The organism is Candidatus Vallotia laricis (assembly GCF_020541325.1).
Taxonomy (GTDB): domain Bacteria; phylum Pseudomonadota; class Gammaproteobacteria; order Burkholderiales; family Burkholderiaceae; genus Mycetohabitans; species Mycetohabitans laricis.
The window spans coordinates 395,329-421,418 of record NZ_CP047399.1; the positions used below are offsets into that span (position 1 = coordinate 395,329).

Annotated in this window: 19 protein-coding genes; 16 read left to right on the forward strand and 3 right to left on the reverse strand. The window is 43.4% G+C overall.

The window, feature by feature from the left end; translation table 11 throughout:
- Positions 1–9: 9 nt before the first annotated feature.
- The 12 genes from GKR41_RS01595 (at position 10) to GKR41_RS01650 (ending at position 14,096) form a co-directional block, all read left to right on the forward strand.
- The gene (locus GKR41_RS01595) at positions 10–1,263 is read left to right on the forward strand and encodes an NADH-quinone oxidoreductase subunit D (RefSeq protein WP_226810117.1); all 1,254 of its coding nucleotides are present in this window, start codon (positions 10–12) and stop codon (positions 1,261–1,263) included.
- 122 nt (positions 1,264–1,385) lie between these two features.
- Positions 1,386–1,862 carry an NADH-quinone oxidoreductase subunit NuoE gene (gene nuoE / locus GKR41_RS01600; RefSeq protein WP_226810221.1) on the forward strand — a complete coding sequence of 159 codons (477 nt, stop codon included), beginning with the start codon at positions 1,386–1,388 and terminating at the stop codon, positions 1,860–1,862.
- Positions 1,859–3,175 (forward strand): NADH-quinone oxidoreductase subunit NuoF, encoded by a 1,317-nt coding sequence (gene nuoF, locus GKR41_RS01605; protein ID WP_226810118.1) that lies wholly within the window; start codon positions 1,859–1,861, stop codon positions 3,173–3,175. Before nuoE ends, nuoF begins: the two co-directional genes overlap by 4 nt.
- Before the next feature lie 86 nt (positions 3,176–3,261).
- Positions 3,262–5,598, forward strand: coding sequence for an NADH-quinone oxidoreductase subunit NuoG (nuoG, locus tag GKR41_RS01610; RefSeq protein WP_226810119.1), 2,337 nt, complete (start codon positions 3,262–3,264; stop codon positions 5,596–5,598).
- The gene (gene nuoH / locus GKR41_RS01615; RefSeq protein ID WP_226810120.1) at positions 5,599–6,663 is read left to right on the forward strand and encodes an NADH-quinone oxidoreductase subunit NuoH; all 1,065 of its coding nucleotides are present in this window, start codon (positions 5,599–5,601) and stop codon (positions 6,661–6,663) included.
- 8 nt (positions 6,664–6,671) lie between these two features.
- Entirely contained in the window at positions 6,672–7,160 is a 489-nt protein-coding gene (gene nuoI / locus GKR41_RS01620) for an NADH-quinone oxidoreductase subunit NuoI (protein WP_226810121.1), read from the forward strand.
- Between the two features lie 69 nt (positions 7,161–7,229).
- The gene (locus tag GKR41_RS01625; protein WP_226810122.1) at positions 7,230–7,922 is read left to right on the forward strand and encodes an NADH-quinone oxidoreductase subunit J; all 693 of its coding nucleotides are present in this window, start codon (positions 7,230–7,232) and stop codon (positions 7,920–7,922) included.
- Positions 7,923–7,941: 19 nt separating this feature from the next.
- Positions 7,942–8,247: an NADH-quinone oxidoreductase subunit NuoK gene (gene nuoK, locus GKR41_RS01630; protein WP_226810123.1), complete on the forward strand. Its 306-nt coding sequence runs from the start codon at positions 7,942–7,944 to the stop codon at positions 8,245–8,247.
- A gap of 21 nt (positions 8,248–8,268) precedes the next feature.
- Complete coding sequence (nuoL, locus tag GKR41_RS01635; protein WP_226810222.1) at positions 8,269–10,275, forward strand: NADH-quinone oxidoreductase subunit L; 2,007 nt, start codon at positions 8,269–8,271, stop codon at positions 10,273–10,275.
- 12 nt (positions 10,276–10,287) lie between these two features.
- Positions 10,288–11,790: an NADH-quinone oxidoreductase subunit M gene (locus GKR41_RS01640; protein ID WP_226810124.1), complete on the forward strand. Its 1,503-nt coding sequence runs from the start codon at positions 10,288–10,290 to the stop codon at positions 11,788–11,790.
- Between the two features lie 23 nt (positions 11,791–11,813).
- Positions 11,814–13,295 (forward strand): NADH-quinone oxidoreductase subunit NuoN, encoded by a 1,482-nt coding sequence (gene nuoN, locus GKR41_RS01645; protein ID WP_226810125.1) that lies wholly within the window; start codon positions 11,814–11,816, stop codon positions 13,293–13,295.
- A gap of 186 nt (positions 13,296–13,481) precedes the next feature.
- Positions 13,482–14,096, forward strand: coding sequence for an NUDIX domain-containing protein (locus GKR41_RS01650; protein ID WP_226810126.1), 615 nt, complete (start codon positions 13,482–13,484; stop codon positions 14,094–14,096).
- A 1,103-nt stretch (positions 14,097–15,199) separates the two neighbouring features.
- Here GKR41_RS01650 and GKR41_RS01655 read toward each other — a convergent pair.
- The 3 genes from GKR41_RS01655 to GKR41_RS01665 form a co-directional block, all read right to left on the reverse strand.
- Positions 15,200–16,417, reverse strand: a complete 1,218-nt coding sequence (locus tag GKR41_RS01655; RefSeq protein WP_226810127.1) for a DUF2863 family protein — start codon at positions 16,415–16,417, stop codon at positions 15,200–15,202.
- A 336-nt stretch (positions 16,418–16,753) separates the two neighbouring features.
- On the reverse strand, positions 16,754–19,519 hold the full coding sequence (gene acnA / locus GKR41_RS01660) for an aconitate hydratase AcnA (protein ID WP_226810128.1): 2,766 nt from the start codon (positions 19,517–19,519) through the stop codon (positions 16,754–16,756).
- 1,085 nt (positions 19,520–20,604) lie between these two features.
- Entirely contained in the window at positions 20,605–21,588 is a 984-nt protein-coding gene (locus GKR41_RS01665) for a malate dehydrogenase (protein ID WP_226810129.1), read from the reverse strand.
- A 1,203-nt stretch (positions 21,589–22,791) separates the two neighbouring features.
- Here GKR41_RS01665 and sdhC point away from each other — a divergent pair.
- From sdhC to GKR41_RS01685, 4 genes are read left to right on the forward strand one after another with little or no spacing between them, the layout of a single operon-like run.
- The gene (gene sdhC, locus GKR41_RS01670) at positions 22,792–23,202 is read left to right on the forward strand and encodes a succinate dehydrogenase, cytochrome b556 subunit (RefSeq protein ID WP_226810130.1); all 411 of its coding nucleotides are present in this window, start codon (positions 22,792–22,794) and stop codon (positions 23,200–23,202) included.
- Positions 23,203–23,565, forward strand: a complete 363-nt coding sequence (gene sdhD, locus GKR41_RS01675) for a succinate dehydrogenase, hydrophobic membrane anchor protein (RefSeq protein WP_226810131.1) — start codon at positions 23,203–23,205, stop codon at positions 23,563–23,565.
- Positions 23,566–23,569: 4 nt separating this feature from the next.
- The gene (gene sdhA / locus GKR41_RS01680) at positions 23,570–25,345 is read left to right on the forward strand and encodes a succinate dehydrogenase flavoprotein subunit (protein ID WP_226810223.1); all 1,776 of its coding nucleotides are present in this window, start codon (positions 23,570–23,572) and stop codon (positions 25,343–25,345) included.
- 30 nt (positions 25,346–25,375) lie between these two features.
- Complete coding sequence (locus GKR41_RS01685) at positions 25,376–26,080, forward strand: succinate dehydrogenase iron-sulfur subunit (RefSeq protein ID WP_226810132.1); 705 nt, start codon at positions 25,376–25,378, stop codon at positions 26,078–26,080.
- Positions 26,081–26,090: the final 10 nt, after the last annotated feature.

Here is a 26,090-nt window from a genome sequence, read left to right on the forward strand (position 1 = left end):
CCTGCGAATATGGCTGATATCAAGAACTACACGATAAACTTCGGTCCTCAGCATCCGGCGGCACACGGCGTGCTACGACTTGTGCTCGAATTAGATGGCGAGGTAATCCAGCGTGCTGATCCACATATTGGTTTATTGCATCGTGCGACGGAGAAGTTAGCTGAGCATAAAACGTTTATCCAGTCTATACCATATATGGATCGTCTGGACTACGTGTCGATGATGGTTAATGAGCACGCGTATGTCATGGCGATTGAAAAGCTGCTTGGTATTAATGTAACAATCCGGGCAAAATATATCCGCGTGATGTTCGACGAGATTACGCGGATTCTAAATCACCTAATGTGGATTGGGGCTCACGCGCTTGATATTGGTGCAATGGCAGTATTTCTCTATGCGTTTCGTGAACGCGAAGACTTAATAGATGTTTATGAAGCGGTATCTGGCGCGCGAATGCATGCGGCATACTACCGACCGGGTGGTGTCCACTCAGATTTACCGGCTGAAATGCCGCAATATAAATCCTCGAAGATCCGTAGCGAGAAGATGCTTGATCGGCTGAACAAAAACCGCCGGGGTTCTCTACTTGATTTCATTGAAAACTTTACGGATCGTTTTCCTGGCTGTGTTGATGAGTATGAAACTCTACTAACAGATAACCGTATCTGGAAGCAGCGATTAGTTAATATCGGTATCGTGACGCCAGAGCGTGCTCTACAGTTAGGTATGACTGGACCAATGCTTCGTGCTTCGGGTATTGCATGGGATTTGCGCAGGAAGCAGCCGTACGAGGTATATGATCAACTCGATTTTGATATACCGATCGGCAGGCGCGGCGACTGCTATGATCGGTATCTTGTGCGCGTCGAAGAGATGCGTCAATCAAACCGTATTATTAAACAGTGTGTTGCATGGCTGCGCAAGAATCCAGGACCAGTAATGATTGACAATCATAAAGTCGCGCCGCCGTCTCGACTAAATATGAAGTCAAATATGGAAGAGCTTATTCATCATTTCAAGCTTTTTACAGAGGGCATGCATGTACCAGAGGGTGAAGTGTATGTTGCCGTCGAGCACCCAAAAGGCGAGTTTGGTATTTATTTAATTTCGGACGGAGCGAATAAGCCGTACAGACTTAAGATTCGCGCGCCTGGATATGCACATCTGTCTACTCTTGATGAAATGGCTCGCGGTCATATGATCTCTGATGCAGTCACAATTATTGGAACACAGGATATTGTATTTGGGGAAGTTGACCGATAGGTAACCACTTGAAATATCGCTCACATATAGTTAATGCTACCGCATCAAAAAAGTAGATTTTTTACTAGCATGATCTGTGGGTGGGTTTTATTTCGCTAAGCATTGAATGGATTGTGTTAAAAATGATCTCGCCTGAAGGTCTCAAGGAAATCGATCTCGCGGTAGCAAAGTACCCCGCCGGTCACCAACAGTCTGCTGTAATAGCTGCACTTGCGATTGCGCAGCGAGAGCGGGGATGGCTACTGCCGGAGCTAATGCAGTTCGTCGCTGACTATCTGAAAATACCAGCTATCGCTGTACAAGAAGTCGCTACGTTTTACAATATGTACGAAACTAAGTCAGTTGGTAAATATAAGATTACACTATGCACAAATCTCCCATGTGAACTAGGAGGTGCAGAAGAGATTGCAGAATATCTAAAGCAGAAACTAGGAATCGATTTTGGTGAAACAACCCCAGACGGTAAATTTACCTTGAAAGAAGGAGAGTGTTTTGGCGCCTGTGGTGATGCTCCGGTGGTGTTGCTAAATAATCATCGGATGTGCAGTTTCATGAGCCGCGAGAAGATTGACCAGTTGCTCGAGGAGCTTTCAAAATGACATCTTTGCACAGTCGGCATATCAATCCACTGATTCTCGCGGGCCTAAATGGCGAAAACTGGCATTTAGAAGACTATGTTGCTCGTGGTGGATATCAGCAACTAAGGCATATTCTCGAGCATAAGATCCCACCGGAACAAGTGATTGCAGATGTAAAAGCCTCTGGCTTGCGTGGGCGTGGTGGAGCAGGATTTCCGACGGGACTTAAGTGGAGCTTTATGCCACGTCAGTTCCCGGGACAAAAATACCTAGTATGTAACTCCGATGAGGGGGAGCCCGGCACATTCAAGGACCGTGATATCCTGCGTTGGAATCCACACGCATTAATCGAGGGTATGACGATTGGTGCATACGCAATGGGTATTACTGTTGGCTACAACTATATTCACGGTGAGATTTGGGAGGTATACAAGCGATTCGAGATAGCTCTAAAAGAAGCAGGTGCTATCGGTTATCTCGGTACTAATATTTTAGGTAGCGAGTTTTCGTTTGAGTTATATACACACCATGGCTATGGTGCCTATATTTGCGGTGAGGAAACAGCATTGCTCGAATCGCTCGAGGGAAAGAGAGGACGGCCACGGATTAAACCGCCTTTTCCGGCTAGTTATGGTGCATTTGGTAAACCAACAACAATTAATAATACTGAAACGTTCGCGGCAGTGCCATTTCTTCTGGCGATTGGACCACAACAATACCTCAAACTAGGGAAGTTAAATAACGGTGGTACAAAAATCTTCTCAGTGTCCGGCGATGTGCACTTTCCCGGAAATTACGAAATTCCGCTTGGCACGTCGTTCAAAAAACTAATGGAGCTCGCTGGCGGCGAGCGTGGAAAAATTAAGGCGGTGATCCCGGGTGGTTCCTCTGCGCCCGTAGTCCCTGGCCAGCAGATGATGAAAACTGATCTAGACTATGATTCACTTTCAAGGGTTGGTTCAATGCTTGGTTCTGGTGCTGTGATTGTAATGAATGATACACGTTGTATGGTACGCGCACTGCTACGTCTATCGTACTTTTATTACGAGGAATCTTGCGGACAATGTACGCCATGCCGTGAGGGCACTGGCTGGCTTTATCGAATTATTCATCGAATAGAGCACGGAAAGGGACGTCCAGAAGACTTGAGCTTACTGAACTCAGTTGCTGAAAATATTATGGGACGAACGATCTGCGCGCTAGGTGACGCAGCGGCCATGCCTGTTCGTGGGATGTTGAGGCACTTTTGGAGTGAATTTCAGTATCACGTTGAACATAAGCGCTGTCTTGTTCCAATGAAATCTCAGGATGCGCTGCGATACAGCGCATCCTGAGATTTCATAAACACGGGTTTTTGTGTAAATGCGCAACTTCCTATTGTAAATAGTCGCACAGGATTAGGTTAGGAAAATATATCAGCATGGTTGAACTTGAAATAGACGGCAAGAAAGTTGAGGTGCCGGAAGGCAGCATGGTTATTCAAGCTGCACACAAGGTCAATACGTATATTCCTCATTTCTGCTATCACAAGAAGCTATCAATCGCAGCTAACTGTCGGATGTGCCTGGTTGAAATAAATCAAATTCCAAAGGCTTTACCGGCATGTGCAACTCCAGTATCTTCTGGCATGGTTGTGCGAACAATGTCAGATAAGGCAGTAAAAGCCCAACAGTCAGTTATGGAGTTCCTGCTCATTAATCACCCATTAGATTGCCCGATCTGCGACCAGGGTGGCGAATGCCAGCTGCAGGACTTAGCGGTTGGCTATGGCAAGTCTGCATCGCGATATTCAGAAGAAAAGCGCATTGTATTCCACAAGAACGTCGGGCCCCTCATTTCAATGGAAGAGATGACGCGCTGTATTCACTGCACACGTTGTGTGCGCTTTGGTCAAGAAGTGTCTGGGATTATGGAGCTTGGGATGCTTGGCCGAGGAGAGCGCTCAGAGATTGCAACATTTCTTAGCAATACAGTTGATTCTGAGCTATCGGGCAACATGATTGATCTATGTCCAGTTGGTGCTATTACTAGTAAGCTATTTCACTATAGTGCACGATCATGGGAATTATCGCATCGCTACTCAGTTAGTCCACACGACTCAGTCGGTGCAAATCTTATTGTACATTCGCAGAATCATCGAGTGATGCGTGTATTACCTCTAGAGAATGAAGAGATCAATGAGTGCTGGATTTCGGATAAAGATCGCTTTTCTTATGAAGCACTGAATAGCACGGAGCGTCTGACACAGCCGATGTTAAGGCAAGGTGGAAAGTTATGCGAAGTCGATTGGGACACTGCGCTATCCTGTGTTATAAGTAATCTGAAAAATATTCAGACCGCGCATGGATCAAATGCAATTGCTACGATTGTTAGTCCTCATAGCACTCTTGAGGAGTTGTTTTTACTCAAGAGATTGACGCGTGGATTGGGTAGCGCAAATCTAGATTTCCGGTTACGCCAAACTGATTTTTCTATGCCGGCACAAGGTGTGCCATGGCTTGGAATTCCTCTCGAAATGTTGTCTATCGTCGACTCCGCATTCGTGATTGGCTCATTTCTGCGTTGCGATCATCCGCTGATAGCCGTACGGCTGCGCCAAGCTGCTGCTAGCGGCTCTAAAGTAAGCTTGTTGCATGCAAGCGCTGATGATTCGTTAATCAATATTGTAGATAAAATTGTTGTACCACCATCGGCTTGGGTTGATGCTTTAGCTAGTGTAGCTGTTGCACTAGCTGAGATCCACGGAATATCAATCCCAGTCGGGCTTACTGGTGTTCGGTCAAATGCTACAACGAAGAATATTTCTATCTCGTTATCGAACGGTAAGCGACGTGTAATCCTGTTAGGTGCGAGCGCAGTAAACCATCCTGAATTCTCGAAACTGTATAGCATTGCGCAATGGATCGCGAAGACAAGTGGCGCGACGCTAGGATTTCTACCAGAAGCAGCTAACACCGTCGGTGCATATTTAATTGGCGCGCTACCCGACGAAGGAGGTGCTAATGCTGCACAGGCATTTTCATCACCGTATCGCTCATATATTCTGTTCAATGTCGAACCGCAGTTCGACGTCGCGAATCCATGGCAAGCCCGTACGGCATTGGCCGGGGCTGATATGATTATTGCACTATCATCGTTTAAAACTAGTGCCGACTACATAGACGTGCTATTACCAATTGCACCCTTCACGGAGACAGCTGGCACATTTATCAACGCAGAAGGCAAGGTACAACCATTCGGTAGCATCGTACGACCACTAGGTAAATCCAAGCCAGGGTGGAAAGTACTCAGCATGTTAGGTAACCTACTGGGACTACCAGATTTTGACTATGCTAGTGCCGAAGAAATAGCTACCGCAGCATTAGGAGGTGTTAACATAAAATCTTGTTTGTCAAACACGCCGATGCGCTGCGTACCATTAACACGTGGTGCATTAACACGCCCTATTGGAACATTAGAGCGAATTTCTGACGTGTCGATCTACGACGCTGATGCCTTAGTTCGCCGTGCGTCATCACTACATATGACCAAAGTGGCTAAAGCTTCTCTGCACGTCTTTTTGCCAACCGTATTATTCAAACAACTTAGATTAAAAGAGGGAGATGCTGTACGCGTTCGACAAGGCGAAGCGTCTGTAGTACTAGCAGCAACGCGCGATGAGAGGCTGCATGATGGGGTAGTACGTATTCCAGCAGCAACGTCTGTTTCTGCTGAACTCGGCAGCTTATTTGGTAATCTTCTGGTGGAGAAGGCCTAAATGGGTGTTTTTGAAACAATTAATGCTGCCGGTAGCCATTTGTTCGGTGGAGCGTGGTTAACTGTATGGACGCTAGTACGCATTCTTGCAGTATTGGTTATGATTCTACTGTGCGTAGCCTATCTTATTCTATGGGAGCGCAAGCTAATTGGTTGGATGCATGTGCGAGTCGGACCAAACAGGGTCGGTCCAATGGGACTATTACAACCGATTGCTGATGTAATCAAGCTACTACTCAAGGAAGTAATCCTACCAGTGCAAGCTACTAAATGGATTTACCTTATTGCACCGGTTATAGTTGTAGTACCAGCATTTAGTGTCTGGGCAGTAATTCCTTTCCAGGCTGAGGCAGTGCTAGGTGATATTGATGCGGGTTTACTATATGCAGTCGCCATTTCTTCGATTGGAGTGTACGGCGTTAGCCTTGCGGGTTGGGCTTCAAATTCGAAATACGCATTTCTCGGTGCGATGCGAGCAGCCGCACAAATGGTGTCATATGAAATTTCTATGGGCTTAGCTTTAGTTGTTGTGCTAATGACGTCAGGCAGTTTAAACCTATCTAATATTGTATATTCACAACAGCGTGGGTTATTCGCTGAACTAGGACTAAACTTTCTATCATGGAACTGGCTACCATTGTTGCCAATGTTCCTCGTGTACTTTATCTCAGGAATTGCTGAAACCAACCGCCACCCCTTCGATGTTGTTGAAGGGGAATCAGAGCTTGTTGCTGGGCATATGATCGACTACTCCGGTATGGCGTTTGCGCTATTTTTCCTGGCAGAGTATATCAACATGATTATGATATCGGCGCTTACCGCAACGCTATTTCTTGGTGGATGGAGCGCTCCATTTGCATTTCTTTCATTTATTCCGGGCATTGCCTGGCTTCTGCTAAAAGTTTTTCTCTTGCTATCAGTATTCATCTGGATACGCGCTACTTTCCCGCGTTATCGCTATGATCAGATTATGCGCCTGGGCTGGAAGGTCTTCATTCCCGTGTGTGTCATATGGTTAGTAGTAGTTAGCTGCTGGATTATGTCCCCACTGAATATTTGGGAATAAACATTACTATGAACAAAATTCAGAATTTTTTTAAAACATTTTTTCTAATTGAATTGCTTAGGGGACTTGCTTTAACCGGAAAGTATGTATTTCGTCGAAATATTACGGTTCAGTTCCCTGAAGAGAGGACACCAATTTCGCCCCGCTTTCGCGGGCTGCACGCACTTCGTCGCTACGAAAATGGTGAGGAGCGCTGTATTGCATGCAAACTGTGTGAGGCGGTATGTCCAGCGATGGCAATAACAATAGAATCTGAGGTACGTGCTGACAATACTCGCCGTACAACGCGTTACGATATTGACCTAACAAAGTGTATTTTCTGTGGCTTCTGTGAAGAGAGCTGTCCAGTCGATTCAATTGTTGAGACACAAATATTTGAGTATCACGGCGAGAAGCGTAGCGATTTATATTTCACAAAGGAAATGCTACTCGAGATTGGAGATCGTTATGAATCGCAAATTGCATTAGCAAGGGCAGCAGAGGCGCCATACCGGTAATAAACTATCGCGTGGGTCTATTTAGACGCACGTTATGCTAACAACACGCCTAACGCTAATCCGGCAAATATGAAATTTACAACCGTCCTTTTCTATATATTTGCACTACTGATAATCGTATCAGGGCTTAAGGTGATCACGGCTCGTAATCCTGTAAGCTCAGCGCTTTTTTTGGTGCTTGCGTTTTTTAATGCCGCAGGGATTTGGATACTGCTTGGAGCCGAGTTCCTTGCGATTATGTTAGTACTCGTCTATGTTGGCGCTGTAATGGTGTTATTCTTGTTTGTCGTAATGATGCTAGATATTAATCTCGACGCATTGCGGTGCAATTTCCGCCGATTCGTACCAATGGCAACGATTGTAGGAACAATCATCGTAATCGAGGCCACCCTTATTATCTGGCGTAGTTACGGTACAAATAGCTTGCTCACACATAACCTTATACATCCGATACAAATGTCTGCAGCTGAGCAAGCACTTTCCAATACCCATCTAATTGGACGAATCATCTATAGCAACTATATTTTCGCTTTCGAGATTGCAGGTTTAGTACTACTGGTAGCTATCATTGCAGCAATTGCCTTAACAATCCGCGATAGCAAGGATGTAAGACGCCAGTGCGTTAGTGAGCAGATACAGGTACGTCGTGAGGAGCGTCTGCGACTCGTGCGCATGGCCTCTGAAAATCAGTCGCCAGATGCATCAATGCAACAGGTAACCCCTGAAAATACTGGTGCTGGATCGGTTAGCAATACTTGCTAATTAAGATAAGGAAAAAACCATGTTAAGCCTAGCCCATTATCTTACGCTCGGTGCGATCTTGTTTGCGATCTCAATCGTTGGGGTTTTCCTAAACCGTCGGAACGTAATCTTAATCCTGATGGCGATTGAGCTAATGCTACTCGCAGTAAATACTAATTTTGTTGCATTCTCATACTATCTTGGTGACATACACGGTCAAATTTTTGTATTCTTTGTACTAACCGTAGCTGCTGCTGAAACAGCAATTGGCCTTGCAATCTTGGTTACATTGTTTCGTAGTCTTAACACGATTAACATCGAAGATCTCAACCAACTGAAAGGTTAAGGAGAAAAAGTTTTGACTGTTATAGCAACGACGCTTAATCCCAACCTGCTACTGGTGGTCCCGCTAGCGCCCCTAGCCGGCGCGCTAATTACGGGTCTATTTAGCAAAGCTATCAGCCGCTATAATGCGCACCGCGTGACAATCCTCGGCGTAGCGACTGCATTCGCAATCTCTGTTCTAGTATTCCTTAACGTGCTTGATCATGCTAGTTTTAATGGCACGATTTATGAGTGGGCAATACTACCAGGTATAGCACCAGGACAAGCTGATTTAAAGCTTGAAATAGGTTTTCTAGTCGACTCGCTGAGCGCATTGATGATGTGCGTGGTCACTTTTGTCTCTTTAATGGTGCATATCTATACGATCGGCTATATGGCTGAAGACCCTGGCTACCAGCGATTTTTCTCATATATCTCGCTGTTCACATTTGCTATGTTGATGCTTGTAATGAGCAACAATTTTCTGCAACTGTTTTTTGGGTGGGAGGCAGTTGGGCTGGTATCCTATTTACTAATTGGATTTTGGTACACTCGTCCTACTGCGCTTCACGCGAATCTAAAAGCGTTTCTTGTAAACCGTGTCGGTGATTTTGGTTTTTTACTTGGAATTGGCCTAGTCTTTGCTCATGTTAGTTCATTAAACTATAGCGACGTATTTGCACATCGTGATGCACTGACTAGTGCGGGTACTCTGTGGGGCACGCAATGGCAGTTAATCACGGTGACCTGCATCTGCCTATTTATTGGAGCGATGAGTAAGTCTGCACAGTTTCCGTTGCATGTATGGTTACCCGACTCAATGGAAGGTCCAACACCCATCTCCGCATTGATTCATGCCGCCACAATGGTGACTGCAGGTATATTTATGGTGACCCGAATGTCGCCGTTGTTTGAGCTGTCAGATGCTTCTTTATCATTCATGATAGTGATTGGCTCAGTTACTACCCTTTTTATGGGATTTCTGGGCATCGTTCAAAACGATATTAAAAGAGTTATTGCGTACTCAACGCTATCTCAGCTCGGCTATATGACTGTAGGTCTTGGTGCTTCTGCTTACTCAGTTTCGGTATTCCACTTAATGACACACGCCTTTTTTAAGGCGCTACTATTCCTGGGTGCTGGTTCAGTAATTATTGGCATACATCATAACCAGGATATGCGGAGTATGGGCGGGTTGCGAAAGTATATGCCAATCACCTGGGGAACTTCGCTAATCGGTGTACTTTCTTTAATTGGTACACCGTTTTTTTCGGGCTTCTATTCTAAAGATTCTATTATCGAGGCAGTAAAGTTATCAACCTTACCAGGTTCTGGATTTGCATATTTTGCGGTAAGTGCTAGCGTATTCGTAACTGCTTTATACTCGTTCCGGATGTTTTTTATGGTGTTTTACGGTCACGAGAACTTCCGCCGTTTGTATCATACGCCTCATAATAACCCGCATGAGTCTCCATGGATGGTTACACTACCACTAGTACTGCTTGCAATTCCATCTGTTGTAATTGGCGCAATCGCTGTCGGCCCAATAATTTCTGGAGACTTTTTCTCGCACGGAGTTGTATTCAGTGATGTTATCTACGTTAGTGAATATCATCAAGCGCTACGTGAAGTAACCGCAGAGTTTCATGGCTGGATATCAATGGCATTTAATTCTATTTTGAGCTTGCCAGTCTGGCTTACGCTTTCTGGTATCGTTACCGCTTGGTTCCTATATCTGAAGAAACCAGACATCCCTGTTGCGATTTATAAGCGTTTTCCAGTTATTTATAGGCTACTAGATAATAAATACTATATAGATAAAATTAACGGCATCATATTCGCTAAAGGAGCAGTAATTTTCGGCAAAATCCTTTGGAGGGGATGTGATGTCATAATCATCGATGGCTTAGTCAACGGCGTCGCGCATGCCGTGTCGAAGTTTTCTAGCGTGATTCGCCTCCTGCAAACTGGTTACATTTACCACTATGCCTTCGCTATGGTTATCGGCATGTTAGGGTTGCTAACCCTGTTCGTTACCCTGAGAAGATAACGTAAGGATAGTATGCACGCTCATTTTCTAGTTTTAACTCTCGCGATCTGGATGCCAATTACATTTGGTATTGCCGTTCTTGTAGTCGGCGCGGGCAAGACACCAGGTATTGCAGGTATTGCACGCTGGACCGCGCTGATCGGATCGGTGCTTAGCTTTATTGTTACGCTGCCATTAATTATTGGCTTTAACTCAAGTACGTCTGAGCTTCAGTTTGTTGAGATCCTACCCTGGATTGCGTGTTTTAAGATTATGTACCATCTAGGTGTTGATGGGATATCAGTATGGTTTGTTGTATTGACTGCTTTTATTACAGTTCTTGTTGTGATCTCTGGATGGGAGGCTATTACAGACCATGTAGCACAGTATATGGCTGCTTTTTTGATTCTATCAGGTTTTATGGTGGGTGTATTTTCGGCAGCCGACGGAATGTTATTGTACGTTTTCTTCGAGGCGACATTAATTCCGATGTACTTAATTATCGGAATTTGGGGTGGCAAAAACCGCGTATACGCAGCATTTAAATTTTTCCTGTATACGCTAGCCGGCTCACTGCTGATGCTAGTTGCATTGATTTACTTGCATATCCAGTCTCAATCATTTGAGCTATCGGCCTGGCATATATTGCCACTCCGTATAGTGCCGCAAGTATTGTTGTTCGTCGCATTTTTCCTTGGATTCGCGGTAAAAGTGCCCATGTGGCCGTTACATACGTGGTTACCAGATGCGCATGTTGAGGCACCGACTGGTGGTTCAGTTGTTCTAGCGGCGATTATGCTGAAGCTTGGCGCCTATGGTTTCATCCGCCTTTTGTTACCTATTACGCCAGATGCTAGCCGCCTGATGGCGCCAGTCATGATTACGCTCTCACTTTTTGCTCTGATTTATATCGGCTTCGTTGCATTAGTGCAGACAGATATAAAAAAGCTAGTTGCATATTCATCAATTGCGCATATGGGCTTTGTCACACTAGGTTTATTCCTATTTAGTCAGCTTAGCGTTGAGGGAGCTATCGTACAAATGCTTTCCCATAGTTTTGTATCGGGTGCGATGTTTCTTTGCATTGGTGTTTTATATGAACGTATGCATTCGCGCCAGATTACTGACTACGGTGGCGTCGTAAACACGATGCCAAAATTCGTAGTGTTTGCAACATTATTTGCCATGGCGAACTGTGCACTGCCAGGAACCTCTGGATTCGTAGGTGAGTTTATGGTGATTCTCTCGGCTATTAAATTTAATTTTTGGATTGGATTCCTTGCGGCAATTACTTTAATTCTAGGCGCTGCGTATACCTTGTGGATGGTTAAACGTGTTTATTTCGGTGCAATCAAAAACGACCGTGTCGCGGAACTTGTTGACTTAAATGTCCGCGAGTTTTTGGTATTGACAGTACTAGCCTTGCTCGTCCTGTATATGGGTATTTTTCCAAAGCCATTTATGGATCTGATGCATGAATCAGTAATTAACCTGCTCTCTCATCTTGCGCAGTCAAAACTGCCGGCGACGCTTTAGTGGAGAAGGAGATAAACACTATTATGCATAATGCTCCTTTATTGCCCGATGTATTCATAATGATAATGACTATCATTATATGGCTGAGCGATATTATTACAGGCAAGAAAGGACAGGGTTTAACTTATGTAGCTACGGTTACTTCTGCTTTAATCTCTTCGTTTTGGTATGCGGTAGTCACAATTGATCCGTATGTATACCACTACTTTTACGATATGTATGTGGTTGATCCATTTTCGAGCTTGATGAAGTTATTTATTTCGCTCGGTTTTGCGGTTTCGCTAATTTATTCACGCCAGTATATCAAAGAGCGTAACTTATCTGGGGGTGATTTTTATCTTCTCGCACTGTTCTCTCTTCTTGGACAGTTAGTGATGGTATCAGGTAATAATTTCCTGACGTTATATTTAGGACTAGAACTTACGTCTCTATCTCTGTATGCACTTATCGCATTACGTCGCAATATGCCACAGTCAACCGAAGCAGCCATAAAGTACTGTGTACTTGGGGCACTGTCATCTGGTTTTCTATTGTATGGCATCTCAATGATATATGGAGAAACTGGCTCGTTTAACTTAAATAATGTATCTGCTGTGATCACATCAGGTAGTGTAAATCATACCGCCCTGTTATTTGGTGTTGTTTTTATCGTTACAAGCATCTCTTTTAAAATAGGTATCGTGCCATTCCATATGTGGGTACCTGACGTTTATAGTGGTGCACCGACAGCAATAACATTACTTGTTGGTGGGATAGCAAAAGTCTCTGTCTTTGCATGGGTGTTACGATTTCTTATGGTAGGACTATTACCACTAGCGGTAGACTGGCAAATGATGTTGGCTATTCTAGCCGCACTATCACTAATAGTAGGTAACATTGCCGGCATCGTTCAGCATAATGTAAAGCGGATGCTTGCTTATTCAGCCATCTCAAATATGGGCTTCCTAATGCTGGGGCTAATCTCCGGTGTTATTGACGGAAAAGCAAGCAATATAGTGAATTCATATGGATCTGCAGTTTTTTATAGCATTACGTATATGCTGCCTACGCTAGGCGCATTCGGCGTAATAATACTTTTAGCGCGCTATAATTTTGAAGCCGATACACTAGATGATTTTAAAGGCTTAAATAAGCGCAGTCGACTTTTTGCGTTTGTAATGTTAAGTATAATGCTCTCGTTAGCTGGTATTCCCCCAGCAGTCGGTTTCTATGCAAAATTTGCAGTACTTCAAGCTGCTATAAATGCAAACTTGACGTGGCTAGCAGTGCTTGCGGTTATTGCGTCCTTATCTGGGGCATTCTACTATCTTCGCATTATTAAGCTGATGTATTTTAATGAGCCAGTTGATAAAACACCAATTGTTTCATATGTTGCCAGTCGCGTAATACTCATCTGTAATGGTTTCATAGTATTATTACTAGGCGTATTTCCTGGACCGCTAATGTCGAGTTGTTTGTGGGCAGTACGTCAGACATTATCATTTAATGGTAGTTCTTGCGGATAATTACCCCCCCCTTACTAGAGTAGATTCTCTCTGTAGGCTAGTAGGGGTAACTGGTGTCTATATACAAGTAGTGGCTTAGATTATAGTTACGTTAATTTTATTGCTTATCTTTGTATATTGCAGATTATTTTAGTATGTGTTATCAAACAAAGCATATTGGACTAGGTGCTTTTTAAAGAAATATATATGCAGTACACTAAGACTGACGATGCTCATTTGAACGAGATTTATCTCGATGGACAAACTTTATATGAAAGCAATTTCCTAGCCCTTAAGCAGGATATTGTACGGTTACCAGATGGTAAGACGGCTACGCGTGAGTTTATTAAACATTCTGGTACTGTAATGATAGTACCAATATTACATGATGGTCGTGTGTTAATGGAGCGCCAGTATCGTTACCCGCTTAGCTGTGTAATGATTGAGTTTCCAGCGGGAAAACTAAATTATCAAGAGGGGTCGCGCGAATGCGCACAACGTGAACTATACGAAGAGACTGGCTATCATTCGAATGAGTTTATTTACTTGACTCGCATCCACCCAGTTATTTCATATTCAACTGAATATATTGACTTATATTTAGCGCGCAATCTTACACCCGGGGAACCTCGACCAGATGATGGTGAATTTCTAGAGATAATTAGCGTAGAACTCGTACAGCTGTACGAGTGGATTAGATCCGGTAAAGTTAGCGATGTTAAGACAATTATCGGTGCATTTTGGCTGGAGAAAATCCTAGCAGGCATATGGCCTGAAGATTCTACACCAACTGAATACCCTAGAAGAAAATCAGATCACTAAATTCGGAAGAATCTTAAATTCGTTAGTTGCAAAATACGATAAGCGATAAAAATACTAATTTTTAATATCTCTGAGTAGATCGACATAGAATAATAGTAAATTTTATTACTCGATAGAGTTATTTAGTGTAGTATATAAAGAAAATTCTAAGTACATACTTTCATAAAAACTATAACTCATATTATCTGCTTAGGGAACGTAGTTCGCTCATAGGTAAATATTTTTTTATAGGATAACTATCCCTTAGCATAGTATTTATATACTTAATTCTAGTAGTTTTATATAAAAATTTCTTTTTAGATATTTTTATTACGCGATTATATCTATCAAACTTTGATTGAATAGTGTTGTATTTTATAATTTCTTTTGCAGTATATACCAAAAAAGTATGTTTGTTTAAAAACAAAATAGAGTTTTACTCATAGTATAGTAGCTATACTATACTAGTATAGTATTTTAGATGTAAAATTAACCTAAATTCTAACTAAAAATTTTGCTATAATACATTTTATGTAATTTAAAAAATTCAATCAATAGCTCGAATAGATCTAGTTTTCTAGACATTTTTACAGATATTAAGTTTAAACTGATTTTTACGATCCAGAAAAATATAAACCTTAAAGTTATTGATTATTTAATAAATAGAGAGAAAAAATATACGCCGTGGAAGTTAGCGTACATATTTTAGCTCTTAATTAATATATAAATATTGATAATAATAATATATTGTCCGAGATTAATAATAGTATTATCTATACCTAGATTATAAAAAAATTAAGAATACTTAATAAATCTATTAGTAATTAATATTAGAATTCTTTGTTATCTAGATAACATAATTATTAGTATTTAATAGATATATTAAATATAGGGTGTTATATTTCAAATAATCTATCAAGAAGTATAAGAACTTTCTAAAAATTACTGAATATTAAAGATAATATAGGCTCGTTAAGCTGACGCTGTAATCTTTGAGTTCTTTGCATTTTTTAGGATTACTGATAGCACTTAGATTAAACGCAAGAATACTCTAGAGTATATCTTAACTTTAAATGTTAAGTAATAAATTCAGACAGTATATAATGAGTAGCTAGAGCGCAGTATTAGTGAAAGTGGGGTTGCGTTTCTTTGGCATCCTCTGGCATTTCTGCATGTACGATCTCGCCAAGTGGATCAGCATATAGTGGTACACCACAATCGTCACAGTATTCTTGCGCGAATCGTGCTGCGTGACAGCGGATATCAGTAATACCAATATCCTTAAGCAGTCCAATAATCTTATTAAGAATTCCGTCTGCCGGATCTTCAATAAACAGCACTTCGTTATCTGAATCGAATTCGCTATTTTCACGGCCATATAGAGGCCATACCACACCATAAATTACATCATTGCTACCTCGCCGGGTAAAAGCAATGCGATATTCATCTACGCGCCGCTCCCCAAAACCCGCAACAACCGCACGTAGTTTATCTGGTTTGGCAATAATCGTGTCTTCAAGATACCTAACTGCACTACGTATAGTATGTGGACGAATTTGCTCATCTGCGTGTCGGCAAGCCGAGTAATATGCATCTGGTAGTAAACAGTCGAATTCGCAGCCAGGCAGAACATTCGGTAGATTTTCCTTACCCTGTGCGCGCCATTTTTCTAAGCATTGTCCGCGCTTAACCCGAACACCGTTCTCTTCTTCCTGCCAGCGAAATAATGGTTCGCCGGCCGGTGCAGCAACTACGGATATCAGAAATCTAGGATCAGCAAGGATTGGTGGCGTTTCCTGTAAATCATTAAGATTTAGCTTAATTGCACCCCCAAAGAGTGCGGCTTGGCCAAGCTTTTGAGCAAGCTGGAATGTCTCAACATGATGGCGCGGTAATTGATCGATACTATATAGATATGGCGCTAAAGCAGTGCGGGCTCGAACTGCAAAAATATGCGCTTGCAACTGCGTATGCAGCGCATCAGCGACATCGCTTTTTAGCGGGCCAGATGGGATCATATAACGCGTCCAAGTTAGTACTGGCGCCGCAATTAAGAGCATGTTGTATGACTGGCCATCGCGCTCTACGTAGGCTGATTCGCTATGAGTCTCAGCTAGATCAGCAAGGGTACTATAAACATCCGCATGTTCTTTTTGCAAATGCTCTAAAGCAATATCTAGTGTTGTCTGGTTTCTATTACGAATCAATTTTTCGATTAGCGCATCGAGCTTTGCTTCCCAGAATCTATCTTCAATACGGCTTCCAGATGAAAAAAGTGCGAGTGACAAACCTATAAGCCTGTCGGCATCGGGTGAGAGACGTTTAGCGATACGCGAGCGCATGATGTGTCAATTGAAATGCAAAAACTTCTGAATTATAGTCTGGATCTAATTCCACAGTATATTTTCTGTATTTAGTTAAGGTAAATCTTGTTTAGCGTTATATTTGTTAACGTAGTTATTTTAGAGTTTGAAGCGGATATAATATCTTTCACTAACATAAACTTCTGTTGGCTAATAGCACGCAACTAAAAACTGTTTGAGCTAAGTAACTAGTAGATAAGCATAGGTACATACTATATGTTGCTAACTCGAAGAGTCTGACGCCGTTAAACTGCATTTTAATTAAATGTTAATATAATCTTTGAGATACAGACGTGTCAGACATCCTCATTTATGTTATATCTTTTCGGCAGAGTCTAGAATTTTATCTAGGCTAGCTGGTGTTGTACTTTCTAATAACTGTCGTAATACGAATGGCAGAATGCCTCCATTTTTATAGTAGACGACTTCAATCGGTGTGTCGATACGCAGTAGCACTGGTACTCTTTTTAAGCCCACCTCATCTCTGATAACTAGCGTAACTTCCTGTTGCGGTTTTAAATCTGCTGTTAAACAATCAATGTCGTAGCTTTCCTTACCAGTAATACCAAGAGATAGAACGCTATCCATATTCTTAAACTGTAACGGCAGGATGCCCATACCTACCAAGTTTGAACGATGGATACGCTCAAAGCTGCGAGCTACGACCGCTCTTACACCGAGTAGATGAGTACCTTTAGCCGCCCAGTCACGCGATGAGCCAGTTCCGTACTCTTCGCCAGCAAATACAATAGTTGGTATGCCCTTGACAATATATTTCATCGCGGCATCATAAATCGACATCTGTTCACCGCTTGGTTGATGAATAGTTAAGCCGCCCTCTACCTGAGCGCCGTTAGGCTTAGTCGGAATTATTAGATTCTTGATCCGCACATTAGCAAATGTGCCGCGCATCATCACATCGTGGTTGCCACGTCGTGAGCCGTAGCTATTAAAGTCAGACTTTTGCACACCATTTTCTTTTAACCATCGTCCAGCCGGAGATTCTTCCTGGATTAATCCAGCTGGACTAATATGATCTGTTGTCACTGAGTCTCCAAAAATGCCCAGTGCCCGAGCGTTTTTAATTGATCCAATTAACTGAATAGACGGCCGCATCGAAAAATGCTTGCCGAAAAACGGCGGCTCGGCAATATAAGTAGACTTCGGCCAGTTATAGACCTGGCCCTCATCGCCCTGGATGAGGCTCCATAAGTCATCTTTTTGTGTCAACTGAGAGTAGTTTCTTATGAACTTATTCGCGTCTAACGCGTATTTTAGAAGCTTACTGATCTCCTCGCTAGACGGCCAAATATCACCAAGGTAGATATTTCGACCATCTTTCCCCTTTCCAACCGGCTCAATCATTAGGTTTCGTGTGATTGAACCAGCAATAGCATAAGCAACTACTAGCGGCGGTGAGGCGAGGAAATTTGCTCGGATATTTGGATGTATTCGTGCTTCGAAGTTACGATTACCGGATAAAATTGCAGTTGCAACTATATCATAATTAATAATTGCATTGTTAAGTGACGTAGTTAGATCACCCGCATTTCCAATACAAGTCGTACAGCCATATGCTGCGACCGTAAAGCCAAGCTTCTCCAGGTATGGCAGCAAGCCAGTATCACTCAGATATTCTGTAACAATCCGAGATCCAGGTGCGAGCGATGTTTTGATGTGTGGGGCTACCATAAGCCCCGCATCAACAGCTGCTTTTGCGAGTAGACCGGCGGCAATTAGCAGACTTGGGTTCGATGTATTCGTGCATGAAGTAATCGCAGCGATAAGTACGTCACCATTCTTTAACTCGATTCCATCAACGGTCTTGTATATTTTACTTAGGTCATCAGCTTTCTTTGAAAAACCATTTTGTGCGATAGGCAATGAAAATAATTCAGTGAATACGCTCTTCACATTACCGATTTCAATCCGGTCCTGCGGACGTTTTGGGCCAGCAATCGACGGTGCGAAGGTTCTCAAGTCTAACGTTAGCGTTTTCGTATAGTCAATTTCCCCTCTGCCTGGAGTACCGTATAAACCCTGTGCTCTGAAATATTTTTGCAGCGCAACTATTTCTTCTTTTGTCCGGCCAGTACCCTTAAAATAATCAACTGTCTTATCATCAACCGAGAAGAAACCCATAGTTGCACCATACTCTGGTGCCATATTCGCAATCGTAGCACGGTCTGGCAGTGTTAGAGATGAAGTACCTTCTCCAAAGAATTCGACGAACTTACCAACTACTTTCTCTTTACGTAACATCTCGGTAATTGTTAGAACTAGGTCCGTCGCAGTAACGCCTGCGCGCAGCTGGCCTTTAAGTTCAATGCCAATTACATCAGGTGTCAGGAAATATACTGGCTGACCGAGCATACCTGCCTCAGCCTCGATACCACCTACGCCCCAACCGACCACACCAATGCCGTTAATCATCGTTGTATGGCTGTCAGTACCTACAAGTGTATCGGGGTAATATAGTAGATTACCGTCTACGTTCTTTTTATGTACGCCGCGCGCTAGGTATTCTAAGTTTACCTGATGTACGATGCCAACGCCCGGTGGTATGACCCTAAATGTATTAAATGCCTGCGTACCCCACTTCATAAACTGGTAGCGCTCTTTATTTCGCTCGAACTCTAGCCTCATGTTTAGGTCTAAAGCATCTTTCTGTCGAAAATAATCTATCTGTACTGAATGGTCTATAACTAGGTCGACTGGCACTAAAGGCTCGATACATTTCGGGTTTTTACCAGCACGCTGTGCGACGCTGCGCATTGCCGCGATATCTGCCAGAAGAGGTACCCCAGTGAAGTCTTGTAATACGACGCGTGATACGACAAATGGAATCTCATTAACGCGTACAGAATTTGGTTGCCACATCGCTAACTGTTCAATATGCTCTTCATTTATCTTTTTCCCATCGTAATTACGTAGTACAGATTCGAGAACAATACGAATTGATACAGGCAATCGGTCAATATGAATATTGAGGGCTTTTCCAAGCTGTGGCAATGAGTAGTATTTACCCTTACCTGAGCCGCTATCGAATGCTTTAAGCGTTTCATAAAGATTATGAATCATAATATTTCCTTGAGGTTGATGCGCGTAGATTATCAGCTAAGTCGCATAAACTTAGTGCACTCATTAACAGGGACTACTTCGCAATAGTCTTAGTCTGGAAAAATACCAACAATAGTATGGCGCCACTTGTTAGTGCAGCAATGCATAAAATTCGCTCGGAACTTTTAATTAACCAGTTAATAACTAGACTCATTACTATCTATGAATAGAAATAATTTCGACTAACTCAGATTAATTATCAAGTCCTAATAATTGTGATATTATGGAATGTTACGCGTGCATGGATCGTTTCGGGTGCAATTAGCAGCCAGTCTCTCGTTACGCATGTAACGTACTTATTGCCTTAATAGCTTTCTGGTGGCGGATCGAATACGTATAGGAAACTTAACACCTATTCGCCGCTCATCCAACCGTTTTTTATACTATTCTTAAGCCCAGATAGGATATGCCCCTGAATATATAGAGGGATATGTAGGATATCTTATCAAGGCAGTAGCGTTATTTCTCCTAAACGGTATCAGTTTAACGGATGGTACTAAATATAGTTTGAGTATTGATCTAGGTAGCGAGTTTTGATACAGTCTCGCGCTGCTTAATCAGTCTATCCTAGACTAGGATGCTGCTTTAGTGCTTTAGTCTAGATGAGCGCTGATGGCTAAGAGATAATATGCTCTTAAGCAGTGGTCTTAATCGCTTTTTCCGGAAAGTAATAGAGCCATTGCATTAGATCGACTACCATACCCATGGTAGTCTTTAAAACTGATATATATATCTTAAAATTGGCTAGCACAGGTTTCTGTACGTGAATTATCGAAGTTCAACTGATATCAGGTACACGTATAGCGCAATTGGGGAGTACTCTGCTAATTTATTGTAAGGTATCTCATGCATCCATACCCCAAAATAGATATTGTTTAGGCCAAGATTTTTACTTTATCACTTCTGATATGATGTTTTAGAAGGCGTGATATTTTAGAAGGCTTGAATTAGTCACTGTGTACTGCGCGTAACTAGAGCGAGTTTCGAGTTAGCACGCGGCACTTTTAGTTACTATCTTTAGAGATGTCGCGTGAAAGCTTTCTAGCTTACCCAAGAATGGTCTTTATACTGTCACGCTCTTCGAGAAGTTCGCCGAGCGAGATGTCCATCTTCTCACGAGAAAAAGCATCTATCTCTAGACCCTGAACACGCGTATATTCTCCATTCTCAGTAATTACTGGCACACCATAGATGATGTCTTCTGGAATGCGATATGAACCATCTGACGGAACCCCCATTGTAACCCACTTGCCATTAGATCCTAGAATCCAGTCGCGCATATGATCAATTGCCGCATTAGACGCAGATGCAGCTGATGACAATCCACGAGCCTGAATAATCGCTGCGCCTCGCTCTCCTATTGCGGGTATAAAAACGTTGCGATTCCATGAATCGTCGTTGATCAGTTGGGTTAGTAAATGTCCTTCGGCTGTTGCGAATCGAAAATCTGGATACATCGTCGGTGAATGGTTTCCCCACACTATCAGTTTATCGATACACCCAACCGGCTTATCGGCTTTTCTAGCCAGTTGCGACAGCGCCCGGTTATGATCGAGGCGTAGCATCGAAGTAAAGTTTTTCTTAGGTAAGTCCGGGGCCGCTTTCATCGCAATATAGGCATTAGTATTAGCTGGATTGCCTACTACCAGTACTTTTACATCGCGGCTACTAACCTCATTGAGCGCACATCCCTGCGCCGCGAAAATTCTAGCGTTAGTCGATAGCAAATCTTTTCGCTCCATGCCTTTAGAGCGAGGTCTTGCGCCAACCAGTATTGCAACGTCAGCATCCTTAAATGCAACTTTCGGATTATCCGTGACTACCACGTTAGAGAGCAGAGGAAAAGAACAGTCTGCAAGCTCCATAACTACCCCTATTACGGCAGTTTGCGCTTGCGGGAGGTCTTGTAGCTGCAAGATAACAGGTTGATCTTTGCCAAGTAAATCGCCATTCGCGATACGAAATAGCAGTGAGTAATTAATTTGACCTGCTGCGCCGGTGACAGCAATGCGTTTAGCGGGCTTAGGCATTGATAAATCTCCAAAACAGGACGTAACGCAAAAAAGATATTTGAACGCAGAAAAAACGCTATCAAGCACATCGGGTGGCTTTTGAGGGCATTCTTTAGTGGATATTCCTCGCGTGTCAGTGCAGTTTCTTTAGCTGCATGAGCGCTTCATTAGAATATAGAACTTAGTTTGCAACTAACAATAGCGCCAGTAATTTTTTATCCTTCCGCATCGCGTAGTGATGCAGTTTAGGAGTCAGAATAGGTGAAGTCAACTATCTTCTTATATCTTATGTAAGATCTAAGAAGATAGACTATACAGTTTTTTTCATGCTGAAATGGTGGAATAAATTCGATATTCGAGCCCAAGCAACATAACGACAGACAACCCTAGTACAGTCTGGCTCTATCCTCGCCTACGTTTAGCCCGTTTTACCGACAAATTAAAAAGTTAATTACTAAAGTTTAGAGTGGGAGAGATAGAAACTGGGTGAGATTATCTAAAGCAGAGTGAAGTTAGCTACCCGCTATAGTAAGTCAAGGTACTATGTGCAAGGCAATAGACAAGTTAGCTACTGGTATCTGCTGGTACGCCGTCAGAGAAAAGGCACATTTGTAGCGATTAATAATAGGGATCATGTGCGGTTCTGTTTTTTTGCGATTACTACTCGACTAAGGCAAACCACAGCCCCACAAGAGCCGTTTACTAGAGGTACAAAACGTCTGCCGCACCGGCAAAATTTCTCGTCGATTGGAACTTAATTACGCGGATCCAGTGGTACTGGTCAAATGTGTTCTTGAGTTCGAGGCTAAACCAATGATACTTGACGAAATCTGACTGTCTGGGTCGATGTTTCGCGGGCTCTCGTTAGAGCAGCTATCCGAATATAAGGGGCGCCATTCAATACTGAGTGCACTATTAGGGTAATTCGTGCGTCCCCAAGATTCGCACGATAGTCGCGAATGCGGTAGTAAGGGAACTACTAGATGTTCCGCTGACTATCCACTATTATAGGACAGACTGGTATATAACATCCAGGTATTTTTCCAAAACGATTTGAGCCAACAAAAGTTCATACTACTGATAAGTATCTATTGTTGCGTATGCAACATAAGTAATGATAGAGCGCTCATCTTTAAAAGAACGGAGCGTAATATTATTGCGATGTAACGTAAATAAAGGCGTTAAAATTATGCATTGATGTATCAATTTTGGGGTCTAGCTATGGCTGAAGCCGTAAAAAAATTAAGACCAGAGTACCGAAACATTAATATTCGACAAATACTGATGTTAAGGCTACCACTTGCGGGCCGCGTATCCATCCTGCACCGTATAAGTGGTGCCCTTCTGTTTTTTCTGCTACCTCTTGTATTATACCTACTTGAGCAAAGCCTGAATTCAGAGCTTAACTTTGCATTCCTGAAAGCCTGCTTTTCCTATCCTTTAGTCAATCTCGTTGCGGTGGTATTGTCGTGGGTATATCTATTTCACTTCTGTGCTGGACTTCGTCATCTATTGCTGGATATGCACTATGCACTTACAAAGAGAGGTAGTAAGCAAACGTCGATCCTTGTGCTCGTAGTGTCATCGATACTTACAATCGCCGTTGCTTTTAAATTGTTCGGAGCTTTTTAAATGAATCACCGAATTGGTGCGAAGCGCCTAGTGGTTGGCGCTCATTATGGGCTGTATGACTGGATTATGCAGCGCGCGACAGCGGCAACTATGGCAATCTATACGGTCATCTTGCTCATCTATTTTTTTTCAGCTGGTAACTTCTCATATAAAGGTTGGACGGCGATCTTTTCAATGCAATGGATGAGGCTCGCGACATTTATTACGTTCATCGCGCTTTTTTATCACGCCTGGGTTGGTGTACGAAATATCTGGATGGACTACATAAAGCAGACCGGTGTGCGTCTTATTCTATACGTGCTAACAATTGCCTGGCTCCTTGCATGCGCAGGCTATGCTGCACAGATTCTTTGGAGAGTTTAAGGGCATGGTTGTAATCAAGAGTTCGCTGTTATGTCGCAAATTCGATGTGGTAATTGTCGGGGCGGGAGGCTCTGGGATGCGCGCATCGTTACAACTCGCGAAGGCTGGTTTGTCGGTCGCCGTACTCTCTAAAGTATTCCCGACTCGCTCGCACACAGTAGCCGCACAAGGTGGCATCGGTGCATCACTTGGAAACATGAGTGAAGATAACTGGCATTACCATTTTTACGACACGATTAAGGGCTCAGACTGGCTTGGAGATCAAGATGCTATCGAGTTTATGTGCCGTGAGGCAACGGGCGCGGTATACGAGCTTGAGCACTTAGGCATGCCGTTCGACCGCAATCCGGATGGAACGATTTATCAACGCCCATTCGGAGGCCATACCGTGAACTATGGTGAAAAACCGGTGCAACGTGCTTGCGCGGCTGCAGATCGTACTGGCCACGCACTACTGCATACGCTGTACCAGCAGAATGTACGAGCTAAAACGCATTTCTTCATCGAATGGATGGCGCTAGACCTTATTCGCGACGTAGAGGGCGATGTGCTTGGCGTGACTGCGCTCGAGATAGAAACTGGTGACCTTTACATTTTAGAGGGTAAGTGTACGTTGTTTGCAACCGGAGGAGCCGGACGCATCTTTAATGCCTCAACTAACGCCTTTATTAATACTGGCGACGGCTTAGGGATGGCTGCACGGGCAAAAATCGCGCTGCAGGATATGGAATTCTGGCAGTTCCATCCGACTGGCGTTGCTGGTGCTGGAGTACTAATTACGGAAGGGGTACGCGGCGAGGGCGGTATTCTTCGAAATGTAAACGGCGAGCGCTTCATGGAACGCTATGCGCCGATACTAAAAGATCTAGCGCCGCGTGACTTTGTATCCCGATCAATGGATCAGGAAATCAAAGAAGGGCGGGGCTGTGGCGCGAATAAAGACTATGTACTGTTAGATTTATCGCATATTGGCCCAGAGACGATTATGAAGCGTCTTCCGACGATTCGTGAGATTGCTCTGAAGTTTGCAAACGTTGATGCGATTAAAGAACCGATCCCGGTTGTGCCGACTATCCATTACCAGATGGGTGGCATTCCCACAAACATTCATGGCCAAGTTATTGGCACATCAAAAGGACATGAAGATCCGGTCAACGGTTTCTATGCGGTCGGAGAATGCTCATGCGTATCAGTCCATGGCGCAAACCGACTTGGTACTAACTCGTTGTTAGATCTCGTTGTATTTGGCCGAGCAGCTGGAAATCACATTATCAAGTGCGCGAAAGAAGTAAAGGAGCATAAACCGCTCCCGATCGACGCCGGAGATCTTGCTATATCGCGTCTGGATAAGCTTAAGGTCTCCTCGTCTGGCGAGTACACCCACGCAGTGGCTGCAGACATACGAAAGACCATGCAGCAGTATGCGGGCGTGTTCCGAACCTCTAAACTGCTGACTGAAGGTATCGACAAAATTCGCGCTGTATGCGCGCGTGCTAACGATGTGCATCTAAAAGATAAGTCCAAAGTGTTCAACACTGCGTGTGTTGAAGCGCTTGAGCTATCTAACTTAATCGAAGTCGCTCGTGCGACATTAGTATCAGCCGAAGCGCGTAAGGAAAGCCGAGGCGCGCATGCTCATAGTGACTATGAGCGACGTGATGATGAAAACTGGCTGTGTCATACGCTGTGGTTTAGCGAAGGCGATCGTCTAGAATACAAACCAGTTCACATGAAACCATTAACAGTTGACCCAGTCCCCCCTAGACCACGGACTTTCTAAGCGATACGCGGTAACCTAAAGGAGACGAACATGGCAAAACGTATTTTTGAGATTTACCGCTACGATCCAGACAAAAATGCCGCACCATGCATGCAGACATACGAGCTTGATCTCGACTCACACTACCCAATGCTTCTTGATGCGCTAATTAAGCTTAAGACAATCGATGAGACCATCTCCTTCCGCCGATCATGCCGCGAAGGTGTTTGCGGTTCGGATGCGATGAATATCAATGGCAAAAATGGGCTGGCGTGCCTAACGAATCTAAACGAGTTACCAAATAAGATTATTCTTCGGCCATTGCCTGGACTACCGGTTGTGCGCGACCTAATTTGTGATTTTACAGAGTTCTTTAATCAGTATTATTCTATCAAGCCGTACTTAATTAATGATATGCCACCCCCGGAAAAAGAGCGCTTGCAGTCGCCTGAGGAGCGTGATGAGCTCGACGGATTGTACGAGTGCATATTATGTGCAAGTTGCTCAACGTCATGCCCCAGCTTTTGGTGGAACCCAGACAAGTTTGTTGGACCGGCGGGTTTATTGCAAGCATATCGATTTATTGCTGATAGCCGAGACCAGGCAACCGGAGAACGGCTAGATAATCTAGAGGATCCATATCGTCTATTTCGTTGCCACACGATTATGAACTGCGTCGACGTATGCCCGAAGGGGCTAAATCCGACGAAAGCGATTGGCAAGATTAAAGAGCTAATGCTTCGCCGGACAGTCTGAAATGGACGGT

Excerpts from the sequence above, each read along its gene's own strand:
- GKR41_RS01595 (WP_226810117.1), top strand. The coding sequence starts at position 10 with ATGGCTGATATCAAGAACTACACGATAAACTTCGGTCCTCAGCATCCG.
- nuoE (WP_226810221.1), top strand. The coding sequence starts at position 1,386 with ATGATCTCGCCTGAAGGTCTCAAGGAAATCGATCTCGCGGTAGCAAAG.
- nuoF (WP_226810118.1), top strand. The coding sequence starts at position 1,859 with ATGACATCTTTGCACAGTCGGCATATCAATCCACTGATTCTCGCGGGC.
- nuoG (WP_226810119.1), top strand. The coding sequence starts at position 3,262 with ATGGTTGAACTTGAAATAGACGGCAAGAAAGTTGAGGTGCCGGAAGGC.
- nuoH (WP_226810120.1), top strand. The coding sequence starts at position 5,599 with ATGGGTGTTTTTGAAACAATTAATGCTGCCGGTAGCCATTTGTTCGGT.
- nuoI (WP_226810121.1), top strand. The coding sequence starts at position 6,672 with ATGAACAAAATTCAGAATTTTTTTAAAACATTTTTTCTAATTGAATTG.
- GKR41_RS01625 (WP_226810122.1), top strand. The coding sequence starts at position 7,230 with ATGAAATTTACAACCGTCCTTTTCTATATATTTGCACTACTGATAATC.
- nuoK (WP_226810123.1), top strand. The coding sequence starts at position 7,942 with ATGTTAAGCCTAGCCCATTATCTTACGCTCGGTGCGATCTTGTTTGCG.
- GKR41_RS01640 (WP_226810124.1), top strand. The coding sequence starts at position 10,288 with ATGCACGCTCATTTTCTAGTTTTAACTCTCGCGATCTGGATGCCAATT.
- nuoN (WP_226810125.1), top strand. The coding sequence starts at position 11,814 with ATGCATAATGCTCCTTTATTGCCCGATGTATTCATAATGATAATGACT.
- GKR41_RS01650 (WP_226810126.1), top strand. The coding sequence starts at position 13,482 with ATGCAGTACACTAAGACTGACGATGCTCATTTGAACGAGATTTATCTC.
- GKR41_RS01655 (WP_226810127.1), bottom strand. The coding sequence starts at position 16,417 with ATGCGCTCGCGTATCGCTAAACGTCTCTCACCCGATGCCGACAGGCTT.
- acnA (WP_226810128.1), bottom strand. The coding sequence starts at position 19,519 with ATGATTCATAATCTTTATGAAACGCTTAAAGCATTCGATAGCGGCTCA.
- GKR41_RS01665 (WP_226810129.1), bottom strand. The coding sequence starts at position 21,588 with ATGCCTAAGCCCGCTAAACGCATTGCTGTCACCGGCGCAGCAGGTCAA.
- sdhC (WP_226810130.1), top strand. The coding sequence starts at position 22,792 with ATGGCTGAAGCCGTAAAAAAATTAAGACCAGAGTACCGAAACATTAAT.
- sdhD (WP_226810131.1), top strand. The coding sequence starts at position 23,203 with ATGAATCACCGAATTGGTGCGAAGCGCCTAGTGGTTGGCGCTCATTAT.
- sdhA (WP_226810223.1), top strand. The coding sequence starts at position 23,570 with ATGGTTGTAATCAAGAGTTCGCTGTTATGTCGCAAATTCGATGTGGTA.
- GKR41_RS01685 (WP_226810132.1), top strand. The coding sequence starts at position 25,376 with ATGGCAAAACGTATTTTTGAGATTTACCGCTACGATCCAGACAAAAAT.